Below are 25,155 nucleotides of genomic sequence, written 5' to 3'. Positions count from 1 at the left end.
AAGTTTACTCCTTTAATTTCGTGTCTAGTTTGGTTTCCAAACCCATTCCAAGTATAATACAATTAGGACTAATGTTGAGGAGGAAAGGAATATGACGATTAAAAAAGCGATTATCCCAGCAGCAGGGTTGGGGACTCGCTTTCTCCCCGCCACTAAAGCGATGCCTAAAGAGATGCTTCCAATTGTAGACAAGCCTACGATTCAATACATAGTAGAAGAAGCCATTGACTCTGGCATTGAAGACATTATTATTGTAACAGGTAAAGGCAAACGGGCAATTGAAGACCATTTTGATCATTCTATTGAACTAGAAGACAACCTGGTCAATAAGGGCAAATTCGATCTGCTTGAAAAGGTGAAGCACCCCTCCAAAGTCGAAATTCATTACATTCGCCAAAAAGAACCAAAAGGACTTGGGCACGCTATATGGTGCGCACGAAAATTTATTGGCAATGAGCCATTCGCTGTCCTTCTTGGAGATGATATCGTCCAATCTGACAAACCATGCCTTAAGCAAATGATTGAAGAATACGAGGATACGCGTTCTTCCATTATAGGAGTCCAAAGAGTCCCTAGAGATGACACGCATCGTTACGGAATCATTGACCCATCCTCACAGAAAGGCAAACGCTACAACGTTCGTCAATTCATTGAGAAGCCTCCAAAAGGCCAGGCTCCCTCTAACCTTGCTATTATCGGGCGTTATATCTTGACACCTGAAATTATGATGTACCTCGATAAACAAGAAATCGGAGCCGGCAATGAGATTCAGTTGACGGATGCAATTGAGAAGCTGAATGAAATACAGCGAGTATTTGCCTATGAATTTGAAGGCCGTCGCTTCGATGTAGGTGAAAAGCTTGGGTTTATTCAAACCACAATTGAACTGGCATTAGAACGAGATGACTTGAGACCAGAACTGGTCACCTTCATGGAAAATCAAATTAGCAAAATAAAAACAAACGAACATTGAGGCATGATTATAGATCTTGATCAAACGTTTGATCAAGAAACCAACAAAGAAAATGTCATTTAGATACAGAAGAAGTCCGCCAATCATAAGCGAATGGCGGACTTTTGTTCATTAGCGCATAAGAAGACCCATTTTGGCGTACTCCCACATGACGTCTTTTTTTAGAGTCGTAATGCCTCTCCAATCTAAATATTCCAGATTGAGTGAGGTAAGGAAGGTGGTTGAATCACGAAATTCTTTACTAGGTTCATCAGCTACCCAGTCCTCAACAGCTAAACCTTCTTTAACTTCCTGCAAGTTGTACTCATCCATACCAAGATTTAGGGATCGTTTCTCTACTTCCCCTTTCCCATTCATCACCCAAGCATATGGACCTTCAACAAGCGGCCCTTCAACTTCGATTCCTTCTTCTTTCTCTGAAGAGTCTGTTTCTTGGACTTCTTCTTCCTCTTCACTTAACACTTCATCTTCTGGCTCATAGTCAGCCACATAATCATCAAATCCATCAATAGGAATGTGGATCCAATTTTGGTAAACGGTCACAGCATTCTTCACTTCTTCAATTGTGAAATAAATGCTGCTATGATACCCAGGCAACGCTTCATCCACCGACTCATTTAATTCTACTACGTATGAATAGTCACTATTACCATCTTCACTTGAACCTTCTACTGGGAAGTCATCAGCTGATTGAACCTGCCCTTCCCATGACTGTTCTAATTTATCAATCGTTCCACGAGCAAGCATGCCTTCTTGAAGGTTTTGCCGATGCCGTTCATCAATCTTCCCCGCAATAACAAGCTCATCCGACCTCGATATGGTGACAGTAGGGTTCTTCAAGGAATGATCGATCTTTTTGACGGTTCCACTAAAGAGACTAACTACCTCAATGACCTCGCCTCTGTCCTCGACTTCATCTAATTGATCCTCTAAGGCAGTCAGCTGAGCTTCTTTGAGGGCTAATTCTTTCCTAGCCTCAGCTTCTGACTGACTTTTAATAACTTCAGCTTCCGCAAATGGACTTGGCTCTTCTTCCTCATCAACATTGAACTCAGGCTCAGGGACCTCAATATCTTCTATTTCATTTACGTAGTCTTCTAGAGCTTCAACTTCCTCTTCAAGCCCTTCTATCTGATTCTCCAATTGATCTACCGCTTCGTAATAGTCCCGTACAACATATTCATAAAGCGGTTCTCCGACATCAACCTGATCCCCTTCTTCAACTACGAATTGCTGGAACGAACCTAAGTCGTCATCGAAATAAACATATTCTTCTGTTGAAGGTTGAAATACGCCTTCTTCTTCAATCACATTCTCTAAGTTAGCACGAAATGGAGTATCCCATTTAGATATGTAAGACTTCCGTTCTACCTCATTCTCTGATAAGAATAAGAGAATAATATTGGCAATGACCAAAAGAATCGGAACTCCCATGAAAACCCACCGCTTTAATTTCTTATTCATGTCAAAACCTCGCGATTCCTATTTATAAAAAGTACACATCTACATGAGCGATTGCTGCTGCACCAGACCAGTAAATCATATGTAAAACAAGGACAAGAATCCACGCTTGCCATCTTTTCCAAGCCGAGAAGTAATGGATCATTTTGATTTGGAACCAAACTATCCACAGTTGGACGAGTGAGATCGTTCCAAAGAAATAAATAATCCACGGAATATCTGTTATGTAAGAAGCAATAATCCCAAACGATAGTGGAGAAACATACCAATCAAGACCAGTATTCACAAGTAAAACGATCCATAATGCTCTCTCTAGTAATAAAACCATCAATATAGGAAGATGGAGAGCAACTAATTTCCGGTAATGAATTCCTGTGAACATCCATAGAAGAAATGGACTTCCGAATAATATTAACAGCGCAAACACTAATCCGAAAGTAGACCTCCCTATTAAAAAGAATAACTTTCTAATTTCATAGTCTTCGAATGTGAAAGATGTTGCGCGGTTTGAGATGATATCCATACCTAGCCCAAACCATGCAGTGACACCGTAAACAATAATACTAAGAAATAATAAAAGGAAGACACGACGCCATAGATTGTCCATCTTCTCTGCTGAACATATTCGGGAAAAGGTGTGTTCCCGCCTAAAAAATAATGGTGCCACACGCACTTGATACATTCATCTCATCCTTTTAACTCTATTATGTAAAAAATGGCACAAAAGTTCTTCTTCCACATTTTATCATAAACTTAGCCTGTTTTATACAAGGCAATGAAGTTAATCTGCCTTGCAAAGACAAACAAAAATGGACTGCTTAATCAGTCCATTTCTCAATATCATCAATATGGGTTTCATCAGGCAGCTCTTTAGATGCATCAGGTATATCACGTTGCTTCACTTCAACTCCATTAGCGGAATAAATAGCCACACGTAACGTTCCTCCAACTACATTTGATCGAATTAATAAAGGCTCGTTATAGTTATTTTTAAATGTAAAATCAGGTCCCCACCAGCTTACCGTTGCGTCTCTACCTGGAGGAACGTATGGAACTTGTTTACTATGGGAATAGCGCTCTACAATCTTAATCCGTGCATGGTCTACCGCATTAAAAAGGGTCGAGGAAACCTGACAAATCCCCCCTCCTATTCCTTCCGTTACTTCTCCTTTTACGATCACAGGTGCAGGCTTATACCCTCTTTCTTTCGTTCGTTTCCCCACCACTTCATTGAACGAGAAAACTTCATTCGGGAAAACCACGTGGTTATCAATGGCATCTGATGATAACTGTATATTGTGTGTGCGTTCCACATTGTTCTTATTAAAATAGGTTACATACTGTCCAATCTGCTGTGTACGGATATGCGCAATTAACTCAGCGTCTACTTTTGGGTGGACTGTCATAAGAGGAACACGTATGTCTTTGTGCTGAGTATTATATAAGCCTTCTATAAGTTTAGTTTGAAACTTGTCTTCATACACCTTTGAACCAGGTTCCCCTGGTACGATTTCCCCTGAAGCTCCGATCTTAGCATTAATCGGCTCCTCTCTTAATTGCTTATTAAGTTCATTACTAAGTTCCTTTACCTCCTCTAAATCAAGAAACGGCTCCCCCACCTGATGAAAGAAACTCTCAACTTGAATCCTTTTCACCTCATCCCCTTTATAAAAGATCGAAAGCGAATCCTGACCATTCTGTGCCGAAGCCCCACTCACCAGAATAGACAAACCCAACAAAGCCATTTTCATATCCATACCCTCCTAACACTAGTATGGATCAGCAACAAACCTTTCATGTGCAAAACCTCTCCCTTTACCAATACAAAGCACTAAAGCGTGCCAGACACCCGTCACTCTGCTAAAGCACTACAGGGTGTCTGGCACGCATCATTGCTTTAATGTGTTAAAAAAACGGAGGGCCTAAAGAGGCTCTCCGCTTTGTGTTTATTGAATATGGAATGTCATGGAGCCCCTTTTTTGGGCGTCTTTAATGGAGATGGAGTAGGTACCTGGTTCAACGGTTTCCCAAGAAGGGATGATCATTTTGTTCCCGCTCACCGTTACTTCTACTGGAACCACTTCTCCTTTTTCATTCAAAATTTGAACATTTTGTTGTTCCATCATCTTTTGTTTGCCTTTGGACTTCCCTTTTTGTTTACCCCAGTTCTTATCATCACCAAATGCAATTAAAACGGTCTGCTTATCCTTGTGGCCTTCTTCATCTGTGAAGGTCACCTGAGCAACACCTTGTTTCCTTGTACCTAATTCACCCTTGTTTGTCACGTATCCGACTGGCTCTTTCATTACCCGCCAATCCTGGTGAAACTTAGGTTCAATAAGATCCATATGAATCAACACAGGGTCGTGGTCACTGACTCGCCCTTGTTCTTCCGTAAAGTCTGCGTTTAAGTGTACGATATCCACTTTTGTTTGGTCCTTTAAGTGATCTGCAACTAAAATATGATCGAGAGTTTGTGAATTTCCTTGATAGTTGTACGTATAACGCTCATTTTCAGGAAGCTCTTCAATCATGTTCGCTAAGATATCTCCCTCAAGCGTTTCAAGCGGAGCTGAGTACTCAAAGTCATTCAAGTCGCCTAACACGACCACGTTTGCGTCCTCATCCCGCTCCATTACCTCTTGTACGAAACCATTCACAACTTTCGCTTGCTCAATCCGTTGTTCTTCACTTCCAAGTTGAGCAGGCTGAATACCACCAAATGGAGCATCGTCGCCACCTTTAGAATTGAAATGGTTAGCTACAACGATGACGTTCTCTCCATTAAATTCAAATTCAGCCGCGAGCGGTTTACGAGAATCTTCAAACGCTTCATTCGTAGGATCAATACGTCCAGGGTTTAGCGTCAAGCTACCTTCTTCTGTTACCCCAACACTCGTTGTCGCACCTCCTTTTGGCTGTTCAGCAAGCGACACTCGGTCTGGGTTATAAATAAATCCAACACGAATATTCCCGTCAGGCTCACCGCCATCTTCATTGTTTACAGGTGCAATGTCAGTGTAGGCATACTCTGGTCCACCGTTCTCCGCAATGGCATCAATCAAAGCTTTATAGTTCTCAGCAGCATCGGTTCCACCTTCACTTGCACCATTGTTATCCTGAACCTCTACAAGCCCTACAATATCAGGGGCATCTAACCGATTCACAATGGATTGAGCGATTTCCTCCGTTTTATCCGGATGATCCGAGTCAGTCGCATAATAATTTTCCATATTATACGTTGCAACAGACAATTCCTCTTCGCCTTGTTGAAGGGTCGTTGTTTCTCGTTCAAACTCACCTGGTACGACAGTCGGCAGTCCATCAACTTCAAGCTTGAAGTTACTGAATTCATAACCAAGTACACCTGTCACCGCGCTTGTAAATGTATCGCCAACTTTTACAGGTGCCATGTCCTGGCTGTAATCATCGATAATAATTCGCTCAGGGTTAAGGCTCGGCTCAACGATAATGCCCCCTGCAGGCGTACGCGTTTTAGACGATCCATTCGGAACTGTGACCGCGGTCTCATCATAGTTCGTGTATTCCGCTCTAGGCATAACGACCGTAGCATCCGGTGCTGACACACGCATTCCTTCTAAGCTTTCGTAAAAATCAATGGCATCCTCCTCAGGATCGAAAACAGAGAACTGATCGTTATCAATCACTTCAGAAGGAATCACACGTCCCTGTTCACCTAATGTAACTGGCTCAGGAAGCTCAACCCCACTCTCTTCTACACTTACACTTGCTCCGGTAATTTCAGTTAGCGTCAGGTCATCGGAAAAGTCGAACCACAGGAAGTTAGACTGCGTATATTCTTTTACCTCTCCTGATACTTGGACCCTATCCCCTACAGTAACGCCAGCATCCCCGGTGCTATACACGTAAATGCCTTCTGACGTTTTCACATTGTCATCATACTGTCCAGGTAGCTCTTGCATGTAAAAGCCTCTAGAGCCAACTGTTCTCGTTACAATTCCTTCAACGCCCGATACATTTTCACCGTTATATAAGGACTGATGGGTCTCGCCTTGAATATCGTGAATGCGAAGATCGTCGAAGGCTTTTAGAACCTGATAAGTAAAGGTTACAACGGAGGATGTTTCTTCGTCCCCCACTTGAATAGCCTTTATCGTTGTATCTTCTGTAATGGTAATGGGTTGTGTATATTTCGTACTGTTGATAGTTGGTTCTGAACCATCTGTTGTGTAATAAATATCTCCTTCACCGAATGAAGACAGACTAACCGTTGATCCTTCCTGAACTCCACCTGATGCCGGCATCGCTTGAATGGAATCTGCTGTCCCTGCAGATACAAAAGAAAAGTCATCGCCACCACGTGGCTTTACTTGAGCTGTTCCATTATATTCAGAGGAGATCCCTGTTACATTTAAGACCATCCCTTCTTTATAAAGGAAATCTGCATAAGATAAGCCTGTCCGATTGTCGATTCGAACGGTTACACTTTCGCCTTCCTTAGTCGCCAAAAATTCAAAAGTCCCATAAGAGTTTACTTCCTCTACCTGACTAATTGTTACATCCTTTAATTGAATAAGGCTTCCTTGATTCTCTTCCGTTACGCCACTTGGAGAAACAACTTGTGGTTCAGGTAATTCTCCCGCACCTTGCACATTTAGATTTGATACATTTACTAGTTCAAACACACCGTCATATTCAGTGGTATCCCCCGTAATCTGAACGATGTCCCCTTTTTGGATCTCGTCACTATATAGGTCTTGAAACACATAGATACCAGAAGTGTCGTCTTGCAGATAGAACCCTTTTCTCCCCCAGGATCCTACATCTGTCGTAACAACTCCTTCAATACTTACACCAGCTTGGCCAGCCCCTCCAGCACGCACGTCAGCTATGGAAGTAAGGGATACAGGCTCCTCGTTATCCTCAGGTTTATCCCCAGTTGAATCAGTTCCATCCATCTCATGAGTTCCTAAGTATTCAGCTGTATCTTTAGCAAAAGAAATCCACTCTTCAGCAGGATCAAAGGTGTCTTCAAAATTCTGATCCCCTGAAGTAACAGAAGATTTTCGGACCAACGTTACATCTTTCGCAAAATCACTACTATTTCCCTTTTGGCCGAAAGCATCAACGATTTCGCCGTTATAATAAAGAACATAACGATCATTACCATTATGGTTAATACCACCGCTCGTCTCATCTGCAACACTCAAGAAATGAGCCGCAGCCTGATTGTTTATAATCGTATGAGCAGCACCTGCTTCCACCACTCCAGACATCGCAACAGATGTCCCCGTACTGCTTTCATTAGAGAAAAGTTGTAAATCAAATTCACTTAAGTCAACCTGCTGGCCTGTCCCATTAAAGATCTCAATGGCCTTGTTATAACCGCCACCCTCGACATACTCAGAAATAATCAAACCATCAGGGGCACTCACCTCTTCCCCACTCACAGTACTCGTAGGAGCAAGTCCACCTACCATCAACGTCATAGCTGAAGCAACACTCAGTACCTTCTTCACACTACGGTTCTTCACATCCCCATCTCCCTTATCAAATAATTGATCCTAACCACAATTTAACAGCAAAACTTTAACCTAATGTAAAAAACCACTAAATTCTTGCAAAATAAGACAAAATCCTTACACAAAATTCCCCCTTCGCCCCCTCTAAAGAACTACACCATACCAAGAGTGCATCACCCCTTTAAAGCAACGCAGGGTGCCAGGCACCCTTTATCTCACTAAAGAACAACAGCGTGCCAGACACCCTGCGTCCCTATAAAGTACTAAAGCGTGTCTGGCACGCTTCACTCCTTTACTTCGTTAAAAAAACGGACTCGCAATCAGCGAGTCCGTTCGTTTGGTTGTTTAGTAGACTCCTATGTTATTCCATGCGGAAGCGACAGAGTTGGCTGTTGTTGAGCCATATAGATCTTGTGCTGATTGAATCAGAGCCTGGCGAGCATCGGAGAATGTGCTGTTTGGTGTTAAGTAAACCGTAAGAGCACGATAGTAGATCTCCTCAGCTTTTGACTGCCCAATAGAATTGATTGTATAGTAAGCAGCTTTGTTCGGGATTCCACTATTGATATGAACCCCGCCCCAGTCTCCTTGCTCGGTGTTTGGCAAGTCTTGATAATCATCCATATGAGCCGGTTGGTCATATTGGGTTGGATTGGACATACTGCGTAGCGCATCTCCTGGGACACCTGGAGTATAGACATCTTCACCCATTAACCAATCTTCATTATCGACGAAGTAACCAAATACGTCTGAGAAGGATTCATTTAGTGCACCTGACTGATTTTCATAGACAAGCTCAGCTGTTGTATCCGTCACGGCATGCGTTAATTCGTGAGCGACAATATCGTCCGCTCCAGAAAGATACGTAAATGTTGACCCATCTCCATCACCGTAGATCATCTGGTTTCCAACCCACGCTGCATTATTGTAGTTGCTCCCAAAGTGGACAGAAGACACAATATCAGCGCCATTACCGTCGTAACTCTCACGATTGAAATTATTATAGTAATAATCAAATACTTCCCCTGCATAATAGTGCGCATCTACGGCTGCTTTCTGGCGCTCGCTGTAGAATGTGTTACCTGAATCTGTTACATAATAACCCGGTAAACTATATTGACCTCCGTTATTATTGTCATATGTGGCAATGACACCGCTCATTGGCTTCGTTACATTATACAAGTAATACGTGCTGTTTGCGTAATACGTATTAAGAGATTTCTGATCACCTAACACGCCAGTTCCGCTACCTGTAGCTTCATGAACTTTGTTCATAGCCTTTTCAATTGAACCGTCCTCTGCATTCACCCAGATTTGCCAGTTTCCTGGAGTTGGCTCAGCAAATTGAAGTTGTACATGGTAAGCCAATGTATACTCACCATCTTGCGGAAGAACAACAAGCTCTGACTTTTCCGTTAAATTGTTAAAGGACTTTCCTTCTGGAGATGTTTTCTTCACATCTGCTTCAGAACGTTCTACATCAATTTGACTCCACGCTGCATCAAGCGCTTCCTTCTTATTCAATTCACGCTGCTGTTTAATCTTCTCAGGAGCATCAGGGTGAAACTCCCCGTTAATCGCCGCAATCTCACCTTGTTGATCCACGTGTACAATCACGCGAGATTGATCAATGGGTACATTATGTACAACCGGCTGATAAACATAATGTGTCATACCAAGTTCATCTGTTTTGACATCTTTAAGTTCAAGTTGAGACTTAGGATTTTTCTTGAACACATCTTTATTTTCTTTGAAAAATTTATCTACATCTTGTTTACTATTAATTTTTTGTGTTGATAGTTTACCAGAGATAAAAGAGGGTGCTTGCTCTAAAACCGACTGATCCATTTGAATATTCGCTTCTGGCTTCAGTTTCCAAGCCGGATCCGCTTCGGCATTCACTGAAGCTCCACTACCTATAAGTAATCCTGCACTTAATGTGACCGCTCCTGCGACTGTTTTCCAGTGTTGTTTCATCGTTCCTTCATCTCCCTTTTCTATAGAATCTACCTTTATTGTATCGGACGACTCTATTAAAATCTTTGAGAAAACGAAGAAGAAAAACCGAAATTCAGTCCGTATGTTGCAGTGTCATTTTCGAAAACATGACGAAAGAACCAGAAATTTGTCGCAAGATTTTAATTCTAAGGAAAAAGGTTGGCATTCAAAAAGAAGAAAACATGCGTTCGCTCTTCCTTATTTCGAAATAAAAAAGCTACGAGCCTCATCCATGAGACTCGTAGCTTTTATACCTATATGGTGATCAATCAAGCTCTTTAATAAAAGCTGGAACCCGCATTGAATCAAGAACGTTTTTCCTCTTATCCCAAGACTGGAACTCTCCAATAAGATGGCCTCGTTGTATAACCTTACACTCTAATATGTATAATGCTGCGTCTCCCTTGGTCTCTAAAATGAGATCTGTATCACCCAAACGCAAGTGGTAATCATGAAGAACAACTCCCACATATTCATGACGCTTATGCTCTGTACTCTCATGATTAAGCACCATCTCCGCGACCTCTTCTACTTTCATTTTACTGTAGGCAGCGTGATCCTCAAGCCTTTGTTTCACCTTTCCAGCCGTATCTTTCGCCCAGTTCTTAATGTTATCCGTTAGTGAATTCATTTGCTTCAGTCCCTTCCCAATTTGTATCTATCTTTCCCTCATTCAATGAGTATTACCCTCATTTTGATAAAAGATGCCCTTGGTGAAGGCACTTCTATGGCAATATGACCAATCTCCTACAAGGTTCAATACTAAACCACCACATTTTAACTATAGTGGTAGCAAAACACTGGTCGTACACATTTTTTTCACAAATCTCTACCGACATCTATGTTATGGTTAAAGGAGGAGTGAAAATTATAAAATATTTATAAATTGAATGAACCATAATAATACAAAGAAGAGCAACGAAGGAGTTAAGCCAACATGAATATCTTATTAACAGGGGCGACTGGTTTTTTAGGTAAACAACTTACCCTACGATTACTTGATGAAGGACATTCGGTTTATGCGATTGCACGCAATCCACGAAAAGCAGGCAGCCTCATACAAGCCGTTCCAGAAGAGGTCCAAGCCAACCTTTCCATTATTGAAGGCGACCTCACTCAAGATAAAGCTGGCGTCAGTTCTAAAGATCTATCCTTCTTAATGAACAAAATTGATACCATCTACCACAGTGCAGCCTACCTATCATTTGATGATAGCGAAAGGGATAAAACGTTTCATATAAATGTAAGCGGAACCAAAAATATGCTTGAATTAGCTCAGGAGATTAATGCTCAACACTTTTCCTATATTAGTACAGCCTACACACTTGGCACGAAACTGTACGCAAAAGAAGAGCTTCACCCTGTAGATCAGGAATTTGTGAACCCGTACGAAGAAAGCAAATGCCACGCCGAGCATCTTGTCTGGGAGTATAAAGATGCCCTCAACGTCAATATATTTCGCCCATCTATCATCATTGGCGACTCAGAAACGGGCGAGGCAGACACAAGCTTTGCCTTATACGGGGTAATCAGAGGACTCGAGATCCTTAAGAAACGTACCGATCGCAAGAAGGATCAACAGGAGAAAGTATACAAATTTCTATGCACGGAAGAGACGTCACAAAACTTCATTCCGGTTGATTATGTTGTAGATGTCCTAATGGCAGCACTTAAAACGCCTGAACCAAACCAAATTTACCACATTACAAATCCAAACCCACCAACCAACCGATTGCTATTTGACATGGTCAAAGAAAAATTAGATTTTCCGAACATCGAAATGGTTCCTTCTGATTACGAAGGAGAGTTATCAAAAGAAGAATTAAAATTTAACGAACCAATGAAGGTATTCCGCCCTTATTGGAATAAGTTGCTTACGTTTGATGACACAAATACGCAAAGCCTACTTCGCAAAAATGGGATGGCCCACCTAGATATGAACATCGATATGATTGAACGCATCCTTTATGGAAATAGATAAGAAGAAAAGAGGAACTTATGGGGATACTCCACGATTCAAGTTTAAGCTACAAGACCTTCATAACCGATTCTTCAAAAGATTGGGTCGTGTTTTTACACGGCCTGGGTGGAAACTGGAACATCTTCCACAAGCAAATTGACTATTTTAAAGATCATTTCAACTTACTCTTTATCGACCTACCCGGTCACGGAAAGAGCCCTTTTATAAGGCGAGGAAAGAATATTCTGATTGAAACAAAACAACAAGTTTTAACCCTTATGGATGATCTCTCAATTGCTTCAGCTCACTTCCTTGGAGTATCACTAGGAACAATTGTGATGCAATCCATTGCGATTGAGCAGCCACAGCGGATCATGTCAATGACGTTAGCAGGAGCAGCAGGAAAGTGGCTCAAATGGGGAGAGCTATTAGGTAAGGCAACAATCTCTTTCCCTTTAGGCTACCTACTCCCTTATATGATCTCGTTTAAAGCCTTTGCCCACCTCATTTTACCTAAGAAAAATCACAGTAAATCGCGGAATATATTTATTCGCGAGGGGCAAAAACTTGGAAGATCTGCCTATCTTAATTGGGCTGGTATTATCCGAGATTCTTACAAGGTCTACGAGCAACTTAGGTCTAAAACCAATTATATTCCAAAGCTCTATATCTCGGGTTCCGAAGACCACATGTTTATTAGAGGGATTACCAATCACGTTAATAAGGAATCCCTCGCACAGCTTCACATTATCAAAAAATGCGGTCACGTATGTAATATGGAAAAAGCAGCTGAGTTCAACCTAATAGCCTTTACCTTTATCAGCCAGATCTCATTAAAATCAGCCTATCATGATGTATCATAAAAAAAGAAGAGATGCACCCCTGCATCTCTCCCCTTTCTATCTCCCATATGTATTGATCAAACGTTTGATCAACTTTATCTACTCGTAACGATTGACCCTTGCAAACGTTCTTTCATAAGTTCAATAACCTCAAACATATCCGCGTCCGATGATCCTTCCGTTGTTCGAATCACTTCTTTCATCAATTCAATCCACTGTGATTGCTCATTCACCTTTAATATCCCCTTACGTTTTACATAATATGTATTAATATAACACAGATTTTAGTTTCTTTGAAATTTTTAGTATAAATTAACCAGAATTTATTTATTCTCTGATACATTTTGTCGACCATGAGCCCACCAGATGATCATGATAGCTAGTTCTTTGCTACCTACCTTTTTATTCCTTAAAGTTAAGAAAGAAGTGTAAACATTTCATGAATTAAGTAAGGTAATTATTGGTGTTGCTGGTCTTTTCATAGTATAATAGACCAATAATTAGCGACCAAAGGAGAGAGAAAATGACTATTAAGAAAGCCATTATTCCTGCAGCCGGACTAGGGACGCGCTTTTTACCCGCTACAAAAGCGATGCCTAAAGAAATGCTACCAATTGTCGATAAACCTACCATTCAATACATAGTAGAAGAAGCAATTGAATCCGGAATTGAAGATATTATCATCGTAACTGGTAAAGGCAAGCGCGCGATTGAAGACCACTTTGATCATGCGGTAGAGCTTGAGGACAATTTAATGAGTAAAGGGAAGCTTGAACTTCTTGAGAAGGTAAAGCAATCTTCCAAAGTAGAAATTCATTATATTCGTCAAAAAGAACCTAAGGGATTAGGACATGCAGTGTGGTGTGCCCGTAAATTTATTGGTGATGAGCCTTTTGCCGTCTTACTTGGTGATGACATCGTTCGTGCGGAAACACCATGCTTAAAACAAATGATTAACCAATATGAAGAAACACGTTCTTCTATTGTAGGTGTCCAATCTGTACCGAATGAGGAAACTCATCGTTACGGAATAATTGATCCAGAAGGTAAGACAAATAACCTTCATCACGTTCGTCGCTTTGTTGAAAAGCCCGTGCAAGGCGAAGCACCTTCCAATTTAGCCATTATGGGGCGTTATATCTTAACACCTGAAATCATGAGGTTCCTAGAAAAGCAAGAGCTTGGTGCAGGTAATGAGGTTCAATTAACTGACGCAATCCAGCAATTAAACGAGATACAACGTGTATTCGCTTATGAATTTGAAGGGCGTCGTTATGATGTCGGAGAAAAGCTTGGGTTTATAAAGACTACAATCGAACTAGCCTTAGAACAAAGTGAACTCAATCCAGAATTATTAAAGTTCATGGAAGAGCTGGTTGAACAGAAAACAGTAAAACCATATTCAGAAAAAAGCAGGCAGCTCTAAGCTGACTGCTTTTTTCTAAATGGAAGTTCAATTTTGCTACAAATCAGGTTTATGAAGATCTTACCTCTTCGTGTACTTCTTGTTTTTTCCCGCTCTTTATTAACTTGGATTGTTGCCATATTACGTAGATCCCATAGCTTTGAACAATGATCAAACTTGGCATAATGAAAAAACGGTACCTTGTCTGAATTTCTATAATGAGGTGAATCATGGCATAACCAATTATTAACAACAAGAGGAAGAGGTATCCAGGATTCACTTCACTCTCCTTAAATTTGAACAAAGCAAACAGTGCTACCGTTCCAAATAAGAAGAAAATGGTGAACATTGCCTTTTCAATCTTAAAGAGTAAAGGCTTGGTGTCAGGAGCTTCAATGCCGTATAAGCTCCAGTTTACCGCTGCATCGAGATCTCCCCACATTAATTTAAATTTATCTTTGGCTAGTATAAATACTTCCTTCTTGTCAGATAATCTTTGCTCAATCATTTCCTTTTGCTTCTCTTCTTTTGCATCGCCTTCTAAAGAAGATAGAATTCTAGCATCTTTCCGAGAATAGGTTCCGGTAGTTTCATGATTCAATCCTACAACAAATTTCCAAAGTGGATCTCGGTTTTCTAAAGGATAGTCTGTGATACCTGCCCCTATAAAAGCTTGACTTATAATCATTTGTACGAAAAAGAACGTACCTAATATCCCTAACAACTTTCCTGAGGATGTAAACTTGTTATTTCCTTTTAATACGTAAACAACCATTATGAAAATCCCGACAGCAAGAATAACAAGAGGTCCAATTGGACGAATGATATGCCCTAATGCGAAGAGAATACCAATCCATAGCCAGCTAATTTTCCCTTTCTCAAATCGTTCTACTAATAAATATATTCCCGATAATATGAGGAACGTAGCAAGATATTGATTAGTCAGCACAGACGTCATGACTATAGCCGGAATATAGATTGCATACAACACTCCGGCAACACGGCCAACAAGTTCATTAAAGACAGACTTACCGATAAGATAGATGATCCCAACCGTTCCAGTACCGACCAACACGTTAATAAATTTCAGTACAAAAGGATGGTCACCCAACAAAGAAATGACAAAAGCTTCATATATGACAAATCCCATTTGATAAACCCATTTTGTGAAATACGAATTCTCCGTAAAGGAGAAATCACCATTTGAAGCCATAACAGCTCCGTTGTAAAGCATTGAGAAATCTGAATATATCTGAGTATCTGCGTTAAAAATCCATATAAATCTAGCAATAAATGCCCCTGAAAGGAGAGTGATCACAAACCACTTAGTTGAAAAAAAATTGTTTAAAACAAAAGTTACGAAAAGTACCCCAATCAATCCACCAATTAAATACAGAGTGAATACATCTAATGAATAAAGCTCTTCACTCATTTGGAAGTTTGATAGAACTCCTGCAATGAAGAAGACTATCCCAAAGGCCATAATGACTATAATTGAAAACCGCTGAAATGCGGCTGCTAATTTCACCACGTTGTTACCCCCATTTGCTTAATATTCCTGTTTGTTTATAAAGATAAGATACTTACTTGCAAAGAAATTGAAGATAACAATTAACGCATTGGCGATAATCTTAGCTATTAAGTCACCCTGATGCAGAAATCAATCAATACAATCATTGAACTAATATCCAGTCCATATGATAACAAACGGAAAATGATAAAAGAAACGAATTCACGCACTATTGTTTAAATTTGAAGCATTTAAACAGTAAAGCATAGACAACTATATTTAGTAGAGTAGTTAAAACGCCAAATAATAGAAACAGCACTTACTTTTGTCCCACTGATCTAATATTGCCCCTTTCTAGCATTCTGATCTAAAAGATGATCAGATAAATCTAGCGATTCATAACTTTCTAGTGGTTACACTCTTCCAGAAAGCATAAAGGTTGTACCTTTGTTTCGTTGAACAATCATCCTAAATATTCACCAATAATATCATGAACGATGAGTTGAATTCCTCAAAAGAACAAGATGGCTCTCATAAAAGAAGAATATCCTGCTACATGCTCTCCATATAGAAGTTTTAGCAACATCCCATATCTTGTAAATAAATGCAAAAATGACGAGAGGCTAAGAGGCGCCGTCAAAAGGAGGTCATCCCTTCGATAGCAAGATTTACTAACTTTTTGATAGTTCCACTTCATATCCCCTGATATACGTGTGTCACGATCATATAATAGCTCTTTCATATTATAGCCGCCCAACGAAACATCCCTTTCTTATATCGTGATATTCTATGAGCTTCTTAGTGCTTCTACACAGCGACGGTCTAATAAACAGAAGTTACCTATATCCTTCTTACCCCAAATTACGAGGAAAGGGAAGAGACAATTCTTCATTATGCGTCGTATAAGAATAGTAAATAATTCTCAAAAAATCATCCTTACCATATTATGAGCAATTAACTAGCTTTTTGCCCTATTTATTATAACAACAAGCACAAATTTACAATAGTAGAAAGGAGAATTTTAATTTAAAAATGCTAAAGTCATCGATTTCCCCAAACCTCAATTAATAAAGTTAATGTACCATTAACAAGATAAAAATATTTTTCACTTATACTTTTCTCTAAAGGGAATTTAGCATGGAAGCATTCAGCATACAAATTACTTGCAAATAATTAACAGAAAATTCATACTTACGGGGAGAATACCGTACATAAGTTACTCATTTCGTCTTACCACCTAAAAATATGAAGGAGTGTTTTCAATTTGAAAAATTCGACACAAACAATAGATTCAGAAACACTTTATGATCTTAAGTTTGTTGGAGATCCTCAGATTTCACCCGACGGAAAAAGAATAGTTTATATCATAACTAGCATTAACGCTAAGAAGAAATATGACTCTCACGTATTTATGTTTGATCGACAAACTGGTCAATCAACTCAGTGGACTCACGGAGAGGGGCGTCATCGATCTCCGCGTTGGGCACCAGACGGGAATACGATTGCATTTGTATCAGATAGGTCAGGGGAAAATCAAATTTGGACTATTGGAGCAGGAGGCGGAGAATCTTTCCAAGTTACAGATGTTCCGAATGGCGCATCAAACCCTGTCTGGCATCCTTTGGAAAATAAGCTTCTATTCCAGACATCTCTCGAGGAAGGACAGGACCTTTATGCTAGTGATCAAGTTGAGAAAGATGAAAGCCCTAAGCCGTATGTAGTGGATCAGCTTCATTACAAAGCAGATGGCAAAGGACTACTCGACACAAAACGAACCCAACTGGCACTAGTAAACCTCGAAAATGAAACGATCGATCAAATCACGTCAGGTCCATTTGATCATACTGATCCTGCCTGGTCTCCTGATGGTTTAGCGATAGCTTTCATTCGTCCACAAAGCGATCATCCTGGAAGCTATATGCTTTCTGATTTATATATCCAACGTATTGGAGAAGATCCTTACAGAATTAACAAGAAAAGTGGTGGATTTGCGAAACCGACATGGTCTCCAGATGGGAAATCATTATCCTATTTCGGTCACTTATACGAATATGAAGGAGCAACTCAAACAAATGTTTGGGTGATGACACTCGATACTAACCATTCCATATGCCTAACTGCATCCAGTGATCTTGAATGTAGTGACGTATTAATCTCTGATTTACATTGGGCAAACCCTTCTCCTGGAGCGGTTTGGAAGCTGGACGGACAGGGTGTGTATTTTCAAGCAAGTAAGCAAGGAAATACAGGTATCTACTATGCATGCTTAGACGGTGAGGTTTCAAAAGTTGTTGGTGGAAATCGCCATGTTTACGCTTTTAATTACCACGCTACTTCAGATGAAGCTATTCTTGGCATGAGCTCCCCCACTCACATTGGTGACTTGTTTAGTGTATCGCTTCCAGACAAACGTAAAGTACAGCTTACTACAAGCAACGATTTATTTGAAAAGCAGCATGAGCTCATAGAACCAGAAGGATTTAAATATAAGAGCATGGATGGAACAAAAGTTGAAGGATGGTTAATGAAGCCAGCCCATTTTGACTCTTCCAAAACGTACCCCCTTCTACTCGAGATACACGGAGGCCCACACATGATGTACGGAAATTCATTCATGCATGAGTTTCAGCTATTAGCATCTAAAGGATATGCCGTTCTTTATACAAACCCTCGCGGAAGCCACGGGTATGGTCAGACATTTGTAAACGCCTGCCGAGGCGACTATGGTGGTGGTGATTATGAGGATATCATAGCCGGAGTTGATGCAGTTTTAGAGAAATACTCGTTCATTGATGAGAACCAACTCTTCGTAACGGGTGGTAGTTACGGAGGATTCATGACAAACTGGATCGTTGGAAGAAACGACCGATTCAAAGCAGCCGTTACGCAACGTTCCATTTCTAACTGGCAAAGCTTTTACGGAGTGAGTGATATCGGTCACTTCTTCACCAAATGGGAAATTGGCAACCACTTTACCGAGAACCCAACCAAACTGTGGGACCACTCCCCCATTAAATATGTAAATCAAATCAACACTCCTCTCCTTATCATTCACAGTGAGAAGGATTACCGTTGCCCAATTGAACAAGGTGAACAATTATTTGTCGCCCTAAAAAATAAAAATAAAACGACAAAATTTGTTCGCTTCCCTGACTCCGATCACAACCTTTCACGCACAGGCCTACCAAGCCTAAGAGTGGAGCGATTAAATCACATTGTGAATTGGTTTCAAGAATATAGGAATTAAAATCCTCTAGCAATTCAATTTCGATTTGAACCAGCGTTCATTTGGCGTTGCTTAAATACGTTTCAAATCCAAGTGCCTATTACAGGCACTTGGACTTTAATTAAATCGATGAATGTTCTTAATAAACTAATTCACATGTCATGAAATCTTACCAGTACATCTGTCTAACTTTCTCAAAAGGCTCCTCACTTCTTTTCAACTGATTGTTCCTCATCTATATCGGTTTATTCTTTACAACCCATCACAATCTATGCTTTTTTAGATTGGTATTTTATATTCACATAATAAGCATATAGTGTAAATGGTAGAATAGATTAGAGGAAAAGCAACTTGGAGGGACTCTTTTATGAGCCTTAAAGCAAAAACGCTCATAATATCACTACTATCGTTCACCTTATTATGTAACATCGCTTTTATTTATTATGTTAATAAGGAGAAACAAGCTGAAGATCTTTTTTACAAGGAAGAGAATCCTAGCATCAAAATCTTTCACATCACTGCTTTCGAAGCAGCACGCATTCTAGTTCAAGCTATGAGGGAAGGGAATGAAAAGGTCGTTCATAGAATCTCTCCAGACATTGAGTTTACCGATGAAGAAAAGAGAGCATTTACTGAATCCGTCAACAGTACCTTCACTCATATAAATGAGAGTACTGTTTATTTTGCTGGCGACCGATTCTCTGAAAGATATGAGTTGATATTTGTTCAGACCACTACAGGGTATAAATTAGTAAATATTATTAATATTAGTAAACCATGGGGTGAGATGGATTAGAAGATAAATTCATGACACTATACCATCGCTTACCCTCTTAATTCAGAGAGACGACTCGTGGCGCTTTTTGAAACAACAAAACGATCATCCCCTATTACGCATTTATTTATTATGAAGTAAGCTTCGGGGGTCACTTTTTTCAGCTCCCGAATTGATCAAACGTTTGATCAATGATTAAATGGAACGCCTATATAAAAAAGTCTCCTCTTCTGTAAATAAAACAGAAAAGGAGACTGCACGTTACGCTCCTACAGAACTAGGCCCAGGAGTTACAATTCCCTCTGCTTGTAGCTTGGCTTCTTCTTCAACTGTAGCAGGTCGGTATCCCTTTTCTAACAGTTCTTTAATAAAGATCTTGTTGTAGACGAACGAGAAAATAATACCCGGAACCCAGGCACCCAAACCAAACGTAAAGACCCCGGCAACCGCAGCAAGAGCGAACATAATGACCGCCCACTTCAGATCTCCTCGAATTAAAGCAGGAATAAATCCAAAGAAAAACGTTGTCCAACTAAACCCCAACTTCACTTCTTTCACCAAACCCGCATCGTTCTTTAACATCACCTGCATACTGTCGCCTCCTGATGGAAAATAAGTACCCCTTATTATATGGAGGAGGCTTATGCCATATGACTGAAGATGGTTCGTTTAGTCAAAAAACACCCCTGGTACAAAAACCAGGAGTGCACTCAGCCATATTTCAATTTCGTCGCAATTTCTTCCATAAATATAAAGAAAATCGTTCTTGTTTTTTCAAAAGGGAGCAATTCGTCACTTTGATTAAACTTAGACAAATGGAAGACGTAATCAGCCAGGGAGTTTTGTGTATTCACATACTCTTCTAAAACCAGCATAATTTCAGCGCCTTTGTCCTTGGACTTTTGAAACAGACCTTCAAAGGAAGAGAATTTACCGGTTACAGATAAAACGATTAATAACGTTTCATCATCTACCATTTGTTCTGCGTAATCTTCGCTATGGGTCACCTTTATATTTTTATCCGAAACGATATCAAGCTTGTATGCAAAGTACTCCGCACTAATAAAGGACGGGCCTAAGCCATATATAATAATTTTTTTATATTTGTGATAAATCGATACGAAATCATCCACGATTTTTTCATCAAAGTTTTCTAAGAAAAGCATTAAGCGTTGTATTTCTTCTGTTCTCTGATTGCTTTCCCACTTGATCTGATGACCGCTGAAATAGAGCTTGTACTGCTTAAAGTTATCAAAGCCTAACTTCCGAACGAGCGTGGATACTTTAGAAGGGGCTACTTCACATATCTCCGCAGCCTCAATGATCTTTAACTTATCATTTTCTGCGACAAGTTCAGATACTTTCTGATGCACTTCTTTCTCGAGCTTTGTTAATTTATCCGTATCTAACTTCAACATCTACTTTCCACCCCTTTCTTTTTTTCCACTAGTCAACACTTCTTAATTAACCATACATCCCCTTTATACGCAAGAAGGCCCGAACTTGTAAAGAAAAGAACCATTACCATTTCGACTGCTTATCCAAAATGGCAATGGTTCTACAACTTCAATTAAATAGTGGATAGATGCGCTTGTTGATCTCATCCGTATGAGGACGTATATGTTTCACGACTTCTTCATTTACCTTCATATAGAACTCATGGTTCGCATCATTTGGCGTGAATGTAGTTTCGGTTTCTACCATTTCCTGTGCTGCCGATTCAAAATCATGGTACACGCCCAAATACTGAGTCGTGCAGATTGCTGCTCCTAAACACGCACTGCTACTGCCTACTCGTCGGTGGACGGGTAACCCAAATAGGTCAGCAAGAATTTGCATCATAACATCACTCTTTGACCCTCCCCCGATGACAACCAGTTCATCGAGTCCGATCTTCATTTCCTCTAGCATATCATCGATATTGTTCTTCATATTAAAAGCAATCGCTTCTAATATGGAACGATACATGTGATAGCGCGTGTGGCGTTGGTCAAATCCGATCATCATCCCTTTTCGATAAGGCTGATCAGGAGAAGCTAACCAGTCTAAGATCGTGAACAAGCCATCGCTTCCGACCGGGACTTCTTTAGCTTTCTCATTTAAGAACGCCTCTTCAGATACGCCTTTTTTGTTCGCTTCTGTCGTTAGTTCTTCTCCTATCAGATTTTTAAACCAGCTTACTGTCCACAGTCCTCTTCGAATTCCGTTCGATTCATAGGCATATTTAAATGGAATCGAAGCGAATGTTGGGAAGAAGTTCTGAGCGTTTTCTACATACTGATCGCGGATGAGCATGGATGAAATAAACGTGCCAAGAGAAATCATAATGGAGCGCTCTTCATTAATGCCTGATCCTAGTGCTTCCACCGCTTTATCATTCGCGGTTGCCACAACCGGGATATCCTCATTTAATCCAAGATCACTTGCAAGATCTCCTCGGAGCACTCCTAACTTCTCGCCAGGCTTTACAAGGTTAAATAACATATCCCTCGTTAGTCCTTGAGCTCTAATGTCCCCATCATCCGTTGACCAGTCTAGCGTTTCACGGTCGACGGGCCAAAACACTTCACAATTCGCAGCTGTATCGTTGTATTCACCAGTTAAGCGCAAGCCAAGATACCCTGAAGTCGTCGTAACATAATGAACTCCATCATCTTTATGCTCATATGGTTTCGACATTCTGGCGTCCATCCAGCTAATAACGGGGTAGGCTAGTTCGCCGTTTTTGTCTAAAAGAACGCGACAGCACCGAATAGTACAAAGTCCGATTCCAGTAATGGCGCTTTTGTCCCCTTCGAAGTTATCCAGACACTGTTGAACGGCGTGATACAAGCTGTCCCACAAGTCGTCATCAGGGTGGATGACAACGTCAGGTTCAGGGGATAACGTTTCTCTAAGAGCGCATGAACCGTAGGCCATTTCGTTTCCCTCTAAGTCGAAGATGACGACTTTTGTACTCTGTGAACCGCTGTCGATTCCCATAATATACTGAGCGCTCATCGCCATTACCCTCTAATGTACTTTTTCACTTCGTTTGGTTGAGGGAAGATCGTTCCATGGTTCATAATCCCGTTTGGATCGAACGCTTCTTTCAGTTTCTCAAGCATATAGTAAGCAGAACCGTGCTCTTCTTTTGTCCACTCGGAACGATACTTACCGATGCCGTGGTGGTGACACATGGAGCCGCCTTGCTTCAACGTCTCTTCAATAATGATTTGGTGGATCGGGTGATGATAAGTGAGCAACTCATCTTCAGGAGCACAGTTAATCTCATAATTGTACACAAAGTACATGTTCGTTCCGTTCAAATAACTATGGGAAGAGTGGCCTCCAAGCATCGTTAAGTCTTCAACGCGGTCAAACTCATCCTTCACACGAGCCATCACGTTGTTATAAATCTTAATAACATTTTCCCAATCAGCCGAAATTTCTGTCGTGAAGCCGTCATGCTTGTCGTGTTTCACCATTTCTTCGATTTCAGCATCAATCTTACTCTGATCCCAATTCAAGTTATTAAACCAGTCCTCAATAAGAGAAGAATCCACCTGTTTAACAATTCCGGATTGGAATTTCTCTACTGCTTCATCGATTGCCTCACTCGTTGCTTTTACAATGCCTTTTGCACCTTCTGCCATAAAAATGAGCACGCATTTTCCTTCATAAAAGTGCCCAAAGTGGTTACGCGCATCCTCTTCAGAATAACAGCGAGCAACAGATGGACGGTATCCATTTACCATCACTTCTCTCAGGATGCTAATGCCTGTTTCCATATCTTCTATTAAATAACCATGGAACTCATTGTTCTCTGGTGTGTACTTAAAGATCTTCACCGTTACTTCAGTGATATAGCACAGCGCCCCTTCATTTCCAAGAGCGATATGGCGAATATCAGGTCCTCCAGATCTTCTTGGAACGTTTTTGATCTTCGAAATGTTGCCTTCCGGGAAGACACACTCTAATCCAACTAGCATATCTTCCATAGCGCCGTATAAAGTAGAGAACTGACCGATACTTCTAGTTGCCACAAGTCCGCCAAGTTGAGCGACTGGCTTAGACTGAGGGGAGTGGCCAGTTGTGTACCCTACTTTACGCAGCTCGTCTTCAAGAGTTTGCAGTTTCACACCAGATTGAACGGTTGCTTGCATGTTATACGTGTCGATGTCGATGATGTTATTCATTTTGGAACCATCAATGACGATCGTTTTCTGCTTCCAATTCTCTAAGCCGCCTTCTGTTCCTGTTTTACCGCTTCTAGGGATAACGTTAATCAGATGTTCGTTACAATACATAAGCAAGGACTTCACTTCTTCTGGAGAATGTGGGTACACAATCGCTAGTGGCTTTGGAACATCGAGTACATTTTTCGACTTCGGATATTTTTTATAGCGATCAGCGGAAGCATTGTATAACGCTTCATCGTCTGTAACGATTTGATCCTCTGATAATAGATCCTTTAATTCTTCAACGGTTTGATTTGTTTTCATTGTCATACAATCCATCTCCTTTAAATAAATTCTATAATGTTATGTTTCTATCGAACTAAGTAACCACCATCAACATTTAATAACGTTCCATTTACATAATTGGATGCGTCTGAGGCTAGGAACACGATGGCTCCCATTAAATCAACGATATTCCCCCACCGGTTAGCCGGTATGTGATCGAGAACTCGCTTGTTTTTCTCCTCATCAGCCCCGGTTGCTTTTGTCACATCTGTGGCGAAATAGCCTGGTGCAATCCCGTTAACTTGGATATTGTACTGAGCTAATTCATCACAATATGCCTTCGTGAATCCAGCTAAGCCATGCTTCGTTGCGGCATAGGCAGGTGACCATTGACCTCCGAGGTAAGAAAATAAGGAACACGTATTAATAATCTTGCCGCTCCGGTTAGGAATCATATATTTGGCCGCTTCATGAGCTAATTCAAAAGGAGCCGTTAGATTCACAGAGACCATTTTGTCCCACTGAAGCCGAGTGAACTTCGTTACATCCGGCTCGTTTAAACCAATGCCAGCATTATTGAGAAGAATATCTACCTTACCAAATACGCGGACACACTCTTCTACTACTCTCTTACAAGCACCGTCTTCCGTGATGTCTGAAATCATTAAGTGATAACGAACGCCTTCAGCTTCGATTAATTGCTTAGTTTCTTCGTCTTCCATCATGCTCACAACGAAGACATCTGCTCCAGCTTTCGCAAGGGCAAGGGCGAATCCTTGACCTAAACCAGAATTTCCACCCGTGACCAGCGCCACTTTTCCGTGTAGGTGAAAGAACTGCATTGTAAAATCCGTAATATTCATTTTTTCGGCGCTCATTCTATCCCGCCATTCTTTTTGGTTGATTTTTCTGAACTCATTGTAAAACGATCCTCACGTAAAAAGCAACCATTTTGAACAGAAATTTCTCGTTTAATGTGTTTTATTTCTGTTTAAAAGAGAAATTTCTCGGGACGGAGGGACAGGTACCTCGTCCCTTCGCGTCTCAAAATACTTA

General features: G+C 40.7%; 19 protein-coding genes. 6 read left to right on the top strand and 13 right to left on the bottom strand.

What is annotated here, in order from left to right; genetic code table 11:
• Positions 1–91: 91 nt before the first annotated feature.
• Positions 92–973 carry a UTP--glucose-1-phosphate uridylyltransferase GalU gene (galU, locus tag IEW76_RS08630; protein WP_188652864.1) on the top strand — a complete coding sequence of 294 codons (882 nt, stop codon included), beginning with the start codon at positions 92–94 and terminating at the stop codon, positions 971–973.
• 111 nt (positions 974–1,084) lie between these two features.
• Here the strand turns inward: galU (IEW76_RS08630) and IEW76_RS08625 are convergent, their stop codons facing one another.
• The 6 genes from IEW76_RS08625 to IEW76_RS08600 all read right to left on the bottom strand — a co-directional run bounded on the left by IEW76_RS08625 (position 1,085) and on the right by IEW76_RS08600 (position 10,567).
• A complete protein-coding gene (locus IEW76_RS08625) occupies positions 1,085–2,437 on the bottom strand; it encodes an efflux RND transporter periplasmic adaptor subunit (protein ID WP_188652862.1) in 1,353 nt (450 codons plus the stop codon).
• A 22-nt stretch (positions 2,438–2,459) separates the two neighbouring features.
• Complete coding sequence (locus IEW76_RS08620) at positions 2,460–3,116, bottom strand: hypothetical protein (RefSeq protein ID WP_188652860.1); 657 nt, start codon at positions 3,114–3,116, stop codon at positions 2,460–2,462.
• 136 nt (positions 3,117–3,252) lie between these two features.
• Positions 3,253–4,185, bottom strand: coding sequence for a VanW family protein (locus tag IEW76_RS08615; protein ID WP_188652858.1), 933 nt, complete (start codon positions 4,183–4,185; stop codon positions 3,253–3,255).
• 195 nt (positions 4,186–4,380) lie between these two features.
• Positions 4,381–7,950 carry a DUF8508 domain-containing protein gene (locus IEW76_RS08610; RefSeq protein WP_188652856.1) on the bottom strand — a complete coding sequence of 1,190 codons (3,570 nt, stop codon included), beginning with the start codon at positions 7,948–7,950 and terminating at the stop codon, positions 4,381–4,383.
• Between the two features lie 333 nt (positions 7,951–8,283).
• Positions 8,284–9,915 (bottom strand): M4 family metallopeptidase, encoded by a 1,632-nt coding sequence (locus IEW76_RS08605; protein WP_188652854.1) that lies wholly within the window; start codon positions 9,913–9,915, stop codon positions 8,284–8,286.
• 286 nt (positions 9,916–10,201) lie between these two features.
• On the bottom strand, positions 10,202–10,567 hold the full coding sequence (locus tag IEW76_RS08600; protein ID WP_188652852.1) for a hypothetical protein: 366 nt from the start codon (positions 10,565–10,567) through the stop codon (positions 10,202–10,204).
• A gap of 306 nt (positions 10,568–10,873) precedes the next feature.
• Between IEW76_RS08600 and IEW76_RS08595 the strand changes: the two genes are divergently transcribed.
• Positions 10,874–11,917 (top strand): SDR family oxidoreductase, encoded by a 1,044-nt coding sequence (locus IEW76_RS08595; protein WP_188652850.1) that lies wholly within the window; start codon positions 10,874–10,876, stop codon positions 11,915–11,917.
• Positions 11,918–11,934: 17 nt separating this feature from the next.
• A complete protein-coding gene (locus tag IEW76_RS08590; protein ID WP_188652848.1) occupies positions 11,935–12,759 on the top strand; it encodes an alpha/beta fold hydrolase in 825 nt (274 codons plus the stop codon).
• Positions 12,760–12,833: 74 nt separating this feature from the next.
• Here IEW76_RS08590 and IEW76_RS08585 read toward each other — a convergent pair whose 3' ends face one another.
• Positions 12,834–12,971, bottom strand: a complete 138-nt coding sequence (locus tag IEW76_RS08585; protein WP_188652846.1) for a hypothetical protein — start codon at positions 12,969–12,971, stop codon at positions 12,834–12,836.
• A gap of 290 nt (positions 12,972–13,261) precedes the next feature.
• Here IEW76_RS08585 and galU (IEW76_RS08580) point away from each other — a divergent pair, with 290 nt between their 5' ends.
• A complete protein-coding gene (gene galU, locus IEW76_RS08580; RefSeq protein WP_188652844.1) occupies positions 13,262–14,164 on the top strand; it encodes a UTP--glucose-1-phosphate uridylyltransferase GalU in 903 nt (300 codons plus the stop codon).
• A gap of 49 nt (positions 14,165–14,213) precedes the next feature.
• Here galU (IEW76_RS08580) and IEW76_RS08575 read toward each other — a convergent pair whose 3' ends face one another.
• Positions 14,214–15,674 carry an ArnT family glycosyltransferase gene (locus tag IEW76_RS08575; RefSeq protein ID WP_188652842.1) on the bottom strand — a complete coding sequence of 487 codons (1,461 nt, stop codon included), beginning with the start codon at positions 15,672–15,674 and terminating at the stop codon, positions 14,214–14,216.
• 1,243 nt (positions 15,675–16,917) lie between these two features.
• On the opposite strand from IEW76_RS08575, the gene IEW76_RS08570 reads away from it, so the two are divergent.
• Together IEW76_RS08570 and IEW76_RS08565 are read left to right on the top strand one after the other, a co-directional pair.
• Positions 16,918–18,900: a S9 family peptidase gene (locus tag IEW76_RS08570; protein WP_188652840.1), complete on the top strand. Its 1,983-nt coding sequence runs from the start codon at positions 16,918–16,920 to the stop codon at positions 18,898–18,900.
• Between the two features lie 346 nt (positions 18,901–19,246).
• Positions 19,247–19,675, top strand: coding sequence for a hypothetical protein (locus tag IEW76_RS08565; protein WP_188652837.1), 429 nt, complete (start codon positions 19,247–19,249; stop codon positions 19,673–19,675).
• 240 nt (positions 19,676–19,915) lie between these two features.
• Here IEW76_RS08565 and IEW76_RS08560 read toward each other — a convergent pair whose 3' ends face one another.
• The 5 genes from IEW76_RS08560 to IEW76_RS08540 form a co-directional block, all read right to left on the bottom strand.
• Complete coding sequence (locus IEW76_RS08560) at positions 19,916–20,245, bottom strand: DUF2628 domain-containing protein (protein ID WP_188652835.1); 330 nt, start codon at positions 20,243–20,245, stop codon at positions 19,916–19,918.
• A 119-nt stretch (positions 20,246–20,364) separates the two neighbouring features.
• A complete protein-coding gene (locus tag IEW76_RS08555) occupies positions 20,365–21,072 on the bottom strand; it encodes a MurR/RpiR family transcriptional regulator (RefSeq protein WP_188652832.1) in 708 nt (235 codons plus the stop codon).
• Between the two features lie 148 nt (positions 21,073–21,220).
• Complete coding sequence (locus tag IEW76_RS08550) at positions 21,221–22,654, bottom strand: FGGY-family carbohydrate kinase (RefSeq protein ID WP_188652830.1); 1,434 nt, start codon at positions 22,652–22,654, stop codon at positions 21,221–21,223.
• Between the two features lie 5 nt (positions 22,655–22,659).
• Positions 22,660–24,144, bottom strand: a complete 1,485-nt coding sequence (locus tag IEW76_RS08545; RefSeq protein ID WP_229721173.1) for an FAD-binding oxidoreductase — start codon at positions 24,142–24,144, stop codon at positions 22,660–22,662.
• Between the two features lie 41 nt (positions 24,145–24,185).
• The gene (locus IEW76_RS08540) at positions 24,186–24,977 is read right to left on the bottom strand and encodes an SDR family oxidoreductase (protein ID WP_188652829.1); all 792 of its coding nucleotides are present in this window, start codon (positions 24,975–24,977) and stop codon (positions 24,186–24,188) included.
• Positions 24,978–25,155: the final 178 nt, after the last annotated feature.

The organism is Pontibacillus salipaludis, from assembly GCF_014642405.1.
GTDB lineage: Bacteria > Bacillota > Bacilli > Bacillales > BH030062 > Pontibacillus > Pontibacillus salipaludis.
The sequence above is the reverse complement of the archived record's forward strand: the minus strand, read 5'-3'. Positions and strand labels throughout refer to the sequence as shown.

Coding starts and splice junctions, on each gene's coding strand:
- IEW76_RS08625 (WP_188652862.1), bottom strand. CDS start 2,437: ATGAATAAGAAATTAAAGCGGTGGGTTTTCATGGGAGTTCCGATTCTT.
- IEW76_RS08545 (WP_229721173.1), bottom strand. CDS start 24,144: ATGACAATGAAAACAAATCAAACCGTTGAAGAATTAAAGGATCTATTA.
- IEW76_RS08595 (WP_188652850.1), top strand. CDS start 10,874: ATGAATATCTTATTAACAGGGGCGACTGGTTTTTTAGGTAAACAACTT.
- IEW76_RS08565 (WP_188652837.1), top strand. CDS start 19,247: ATGAGCCTTAAAGCAAAAACGCTCATAATATCACTACTATCGTTCACC.
- galU (WP_188652864.1), top strand. CDS start 92: ATGACGATTAAAAAAGCGATTATCCCAGCAGCAGGGTTGGGGACTCGC.
- IEW76_RS08555 (WP_188652832.1), bottom strand. CDS start 21,072: ATGTTGAAGTTAGATACGGATAAATTAACAAAGCTCGAGAAAGAAGTG.
- IEW76_RS08540 (WP_188652829.1), bottom strand. CDS start 24,977: ATGAGCGCCGAAAAAATGAATATTACGGATTTTACAATGCAGTTCTTT.
- galU (WP_188652844.1), top strand. CDS start 13,262: ATGACTATTAAGAAAGCCATTATTCCTGCAGCCGGACTAGGGACGCGC.
- IEW76_RS08615 (WP_188652858.1), bottom strand. CDS start 4,185: ATGAAAATGGCTTTGTTGGGTTTGTCTATTCTGGTGAGTGGGGCTTCG.
- IEW76_RS08550 (WP_188652830.1), bottom strand. CDS start 22,654: ATGAGCGCTCAGTATATTATGGGAATCGACAGCGGTTCACAGAGTACA.
- IEW76_RS08605 (WP_188652854.1), bottom strand. CDS start 9,915: ATGAAACAACACTGGAAAACAGTCGCAGGAGCGGTCACATTAAGTGCA.
- IEW76_RS08600 (WP_188652852.1), bottom strand. CDS start 10,567: ATGAATTCACTAACGGATAACATTAAGAACTGGGCGAAAGATACGGCT.
- IEW76_RS08560 (WP_188652835.1), bottom strand. CDS start 20,245: ATGCAGGTGATGTTAAAGAACGATGCGGGTTTGGTGAAAGAAGTGAAG.
- IEW76_RS08590 (WP_188652848.1), top strand. CDS start 11,935: ATGGGGATACTCCACGATTCAAGTTTAAGCTACAAGACCTTCATAACC.
- IEW76_RS08620 (WP_188652860.1), bottom strand. CDS start 3,116: ATGTATCAAGTGCGTGTGGCACCATTATTTTTTAGGCGGGAACACACC.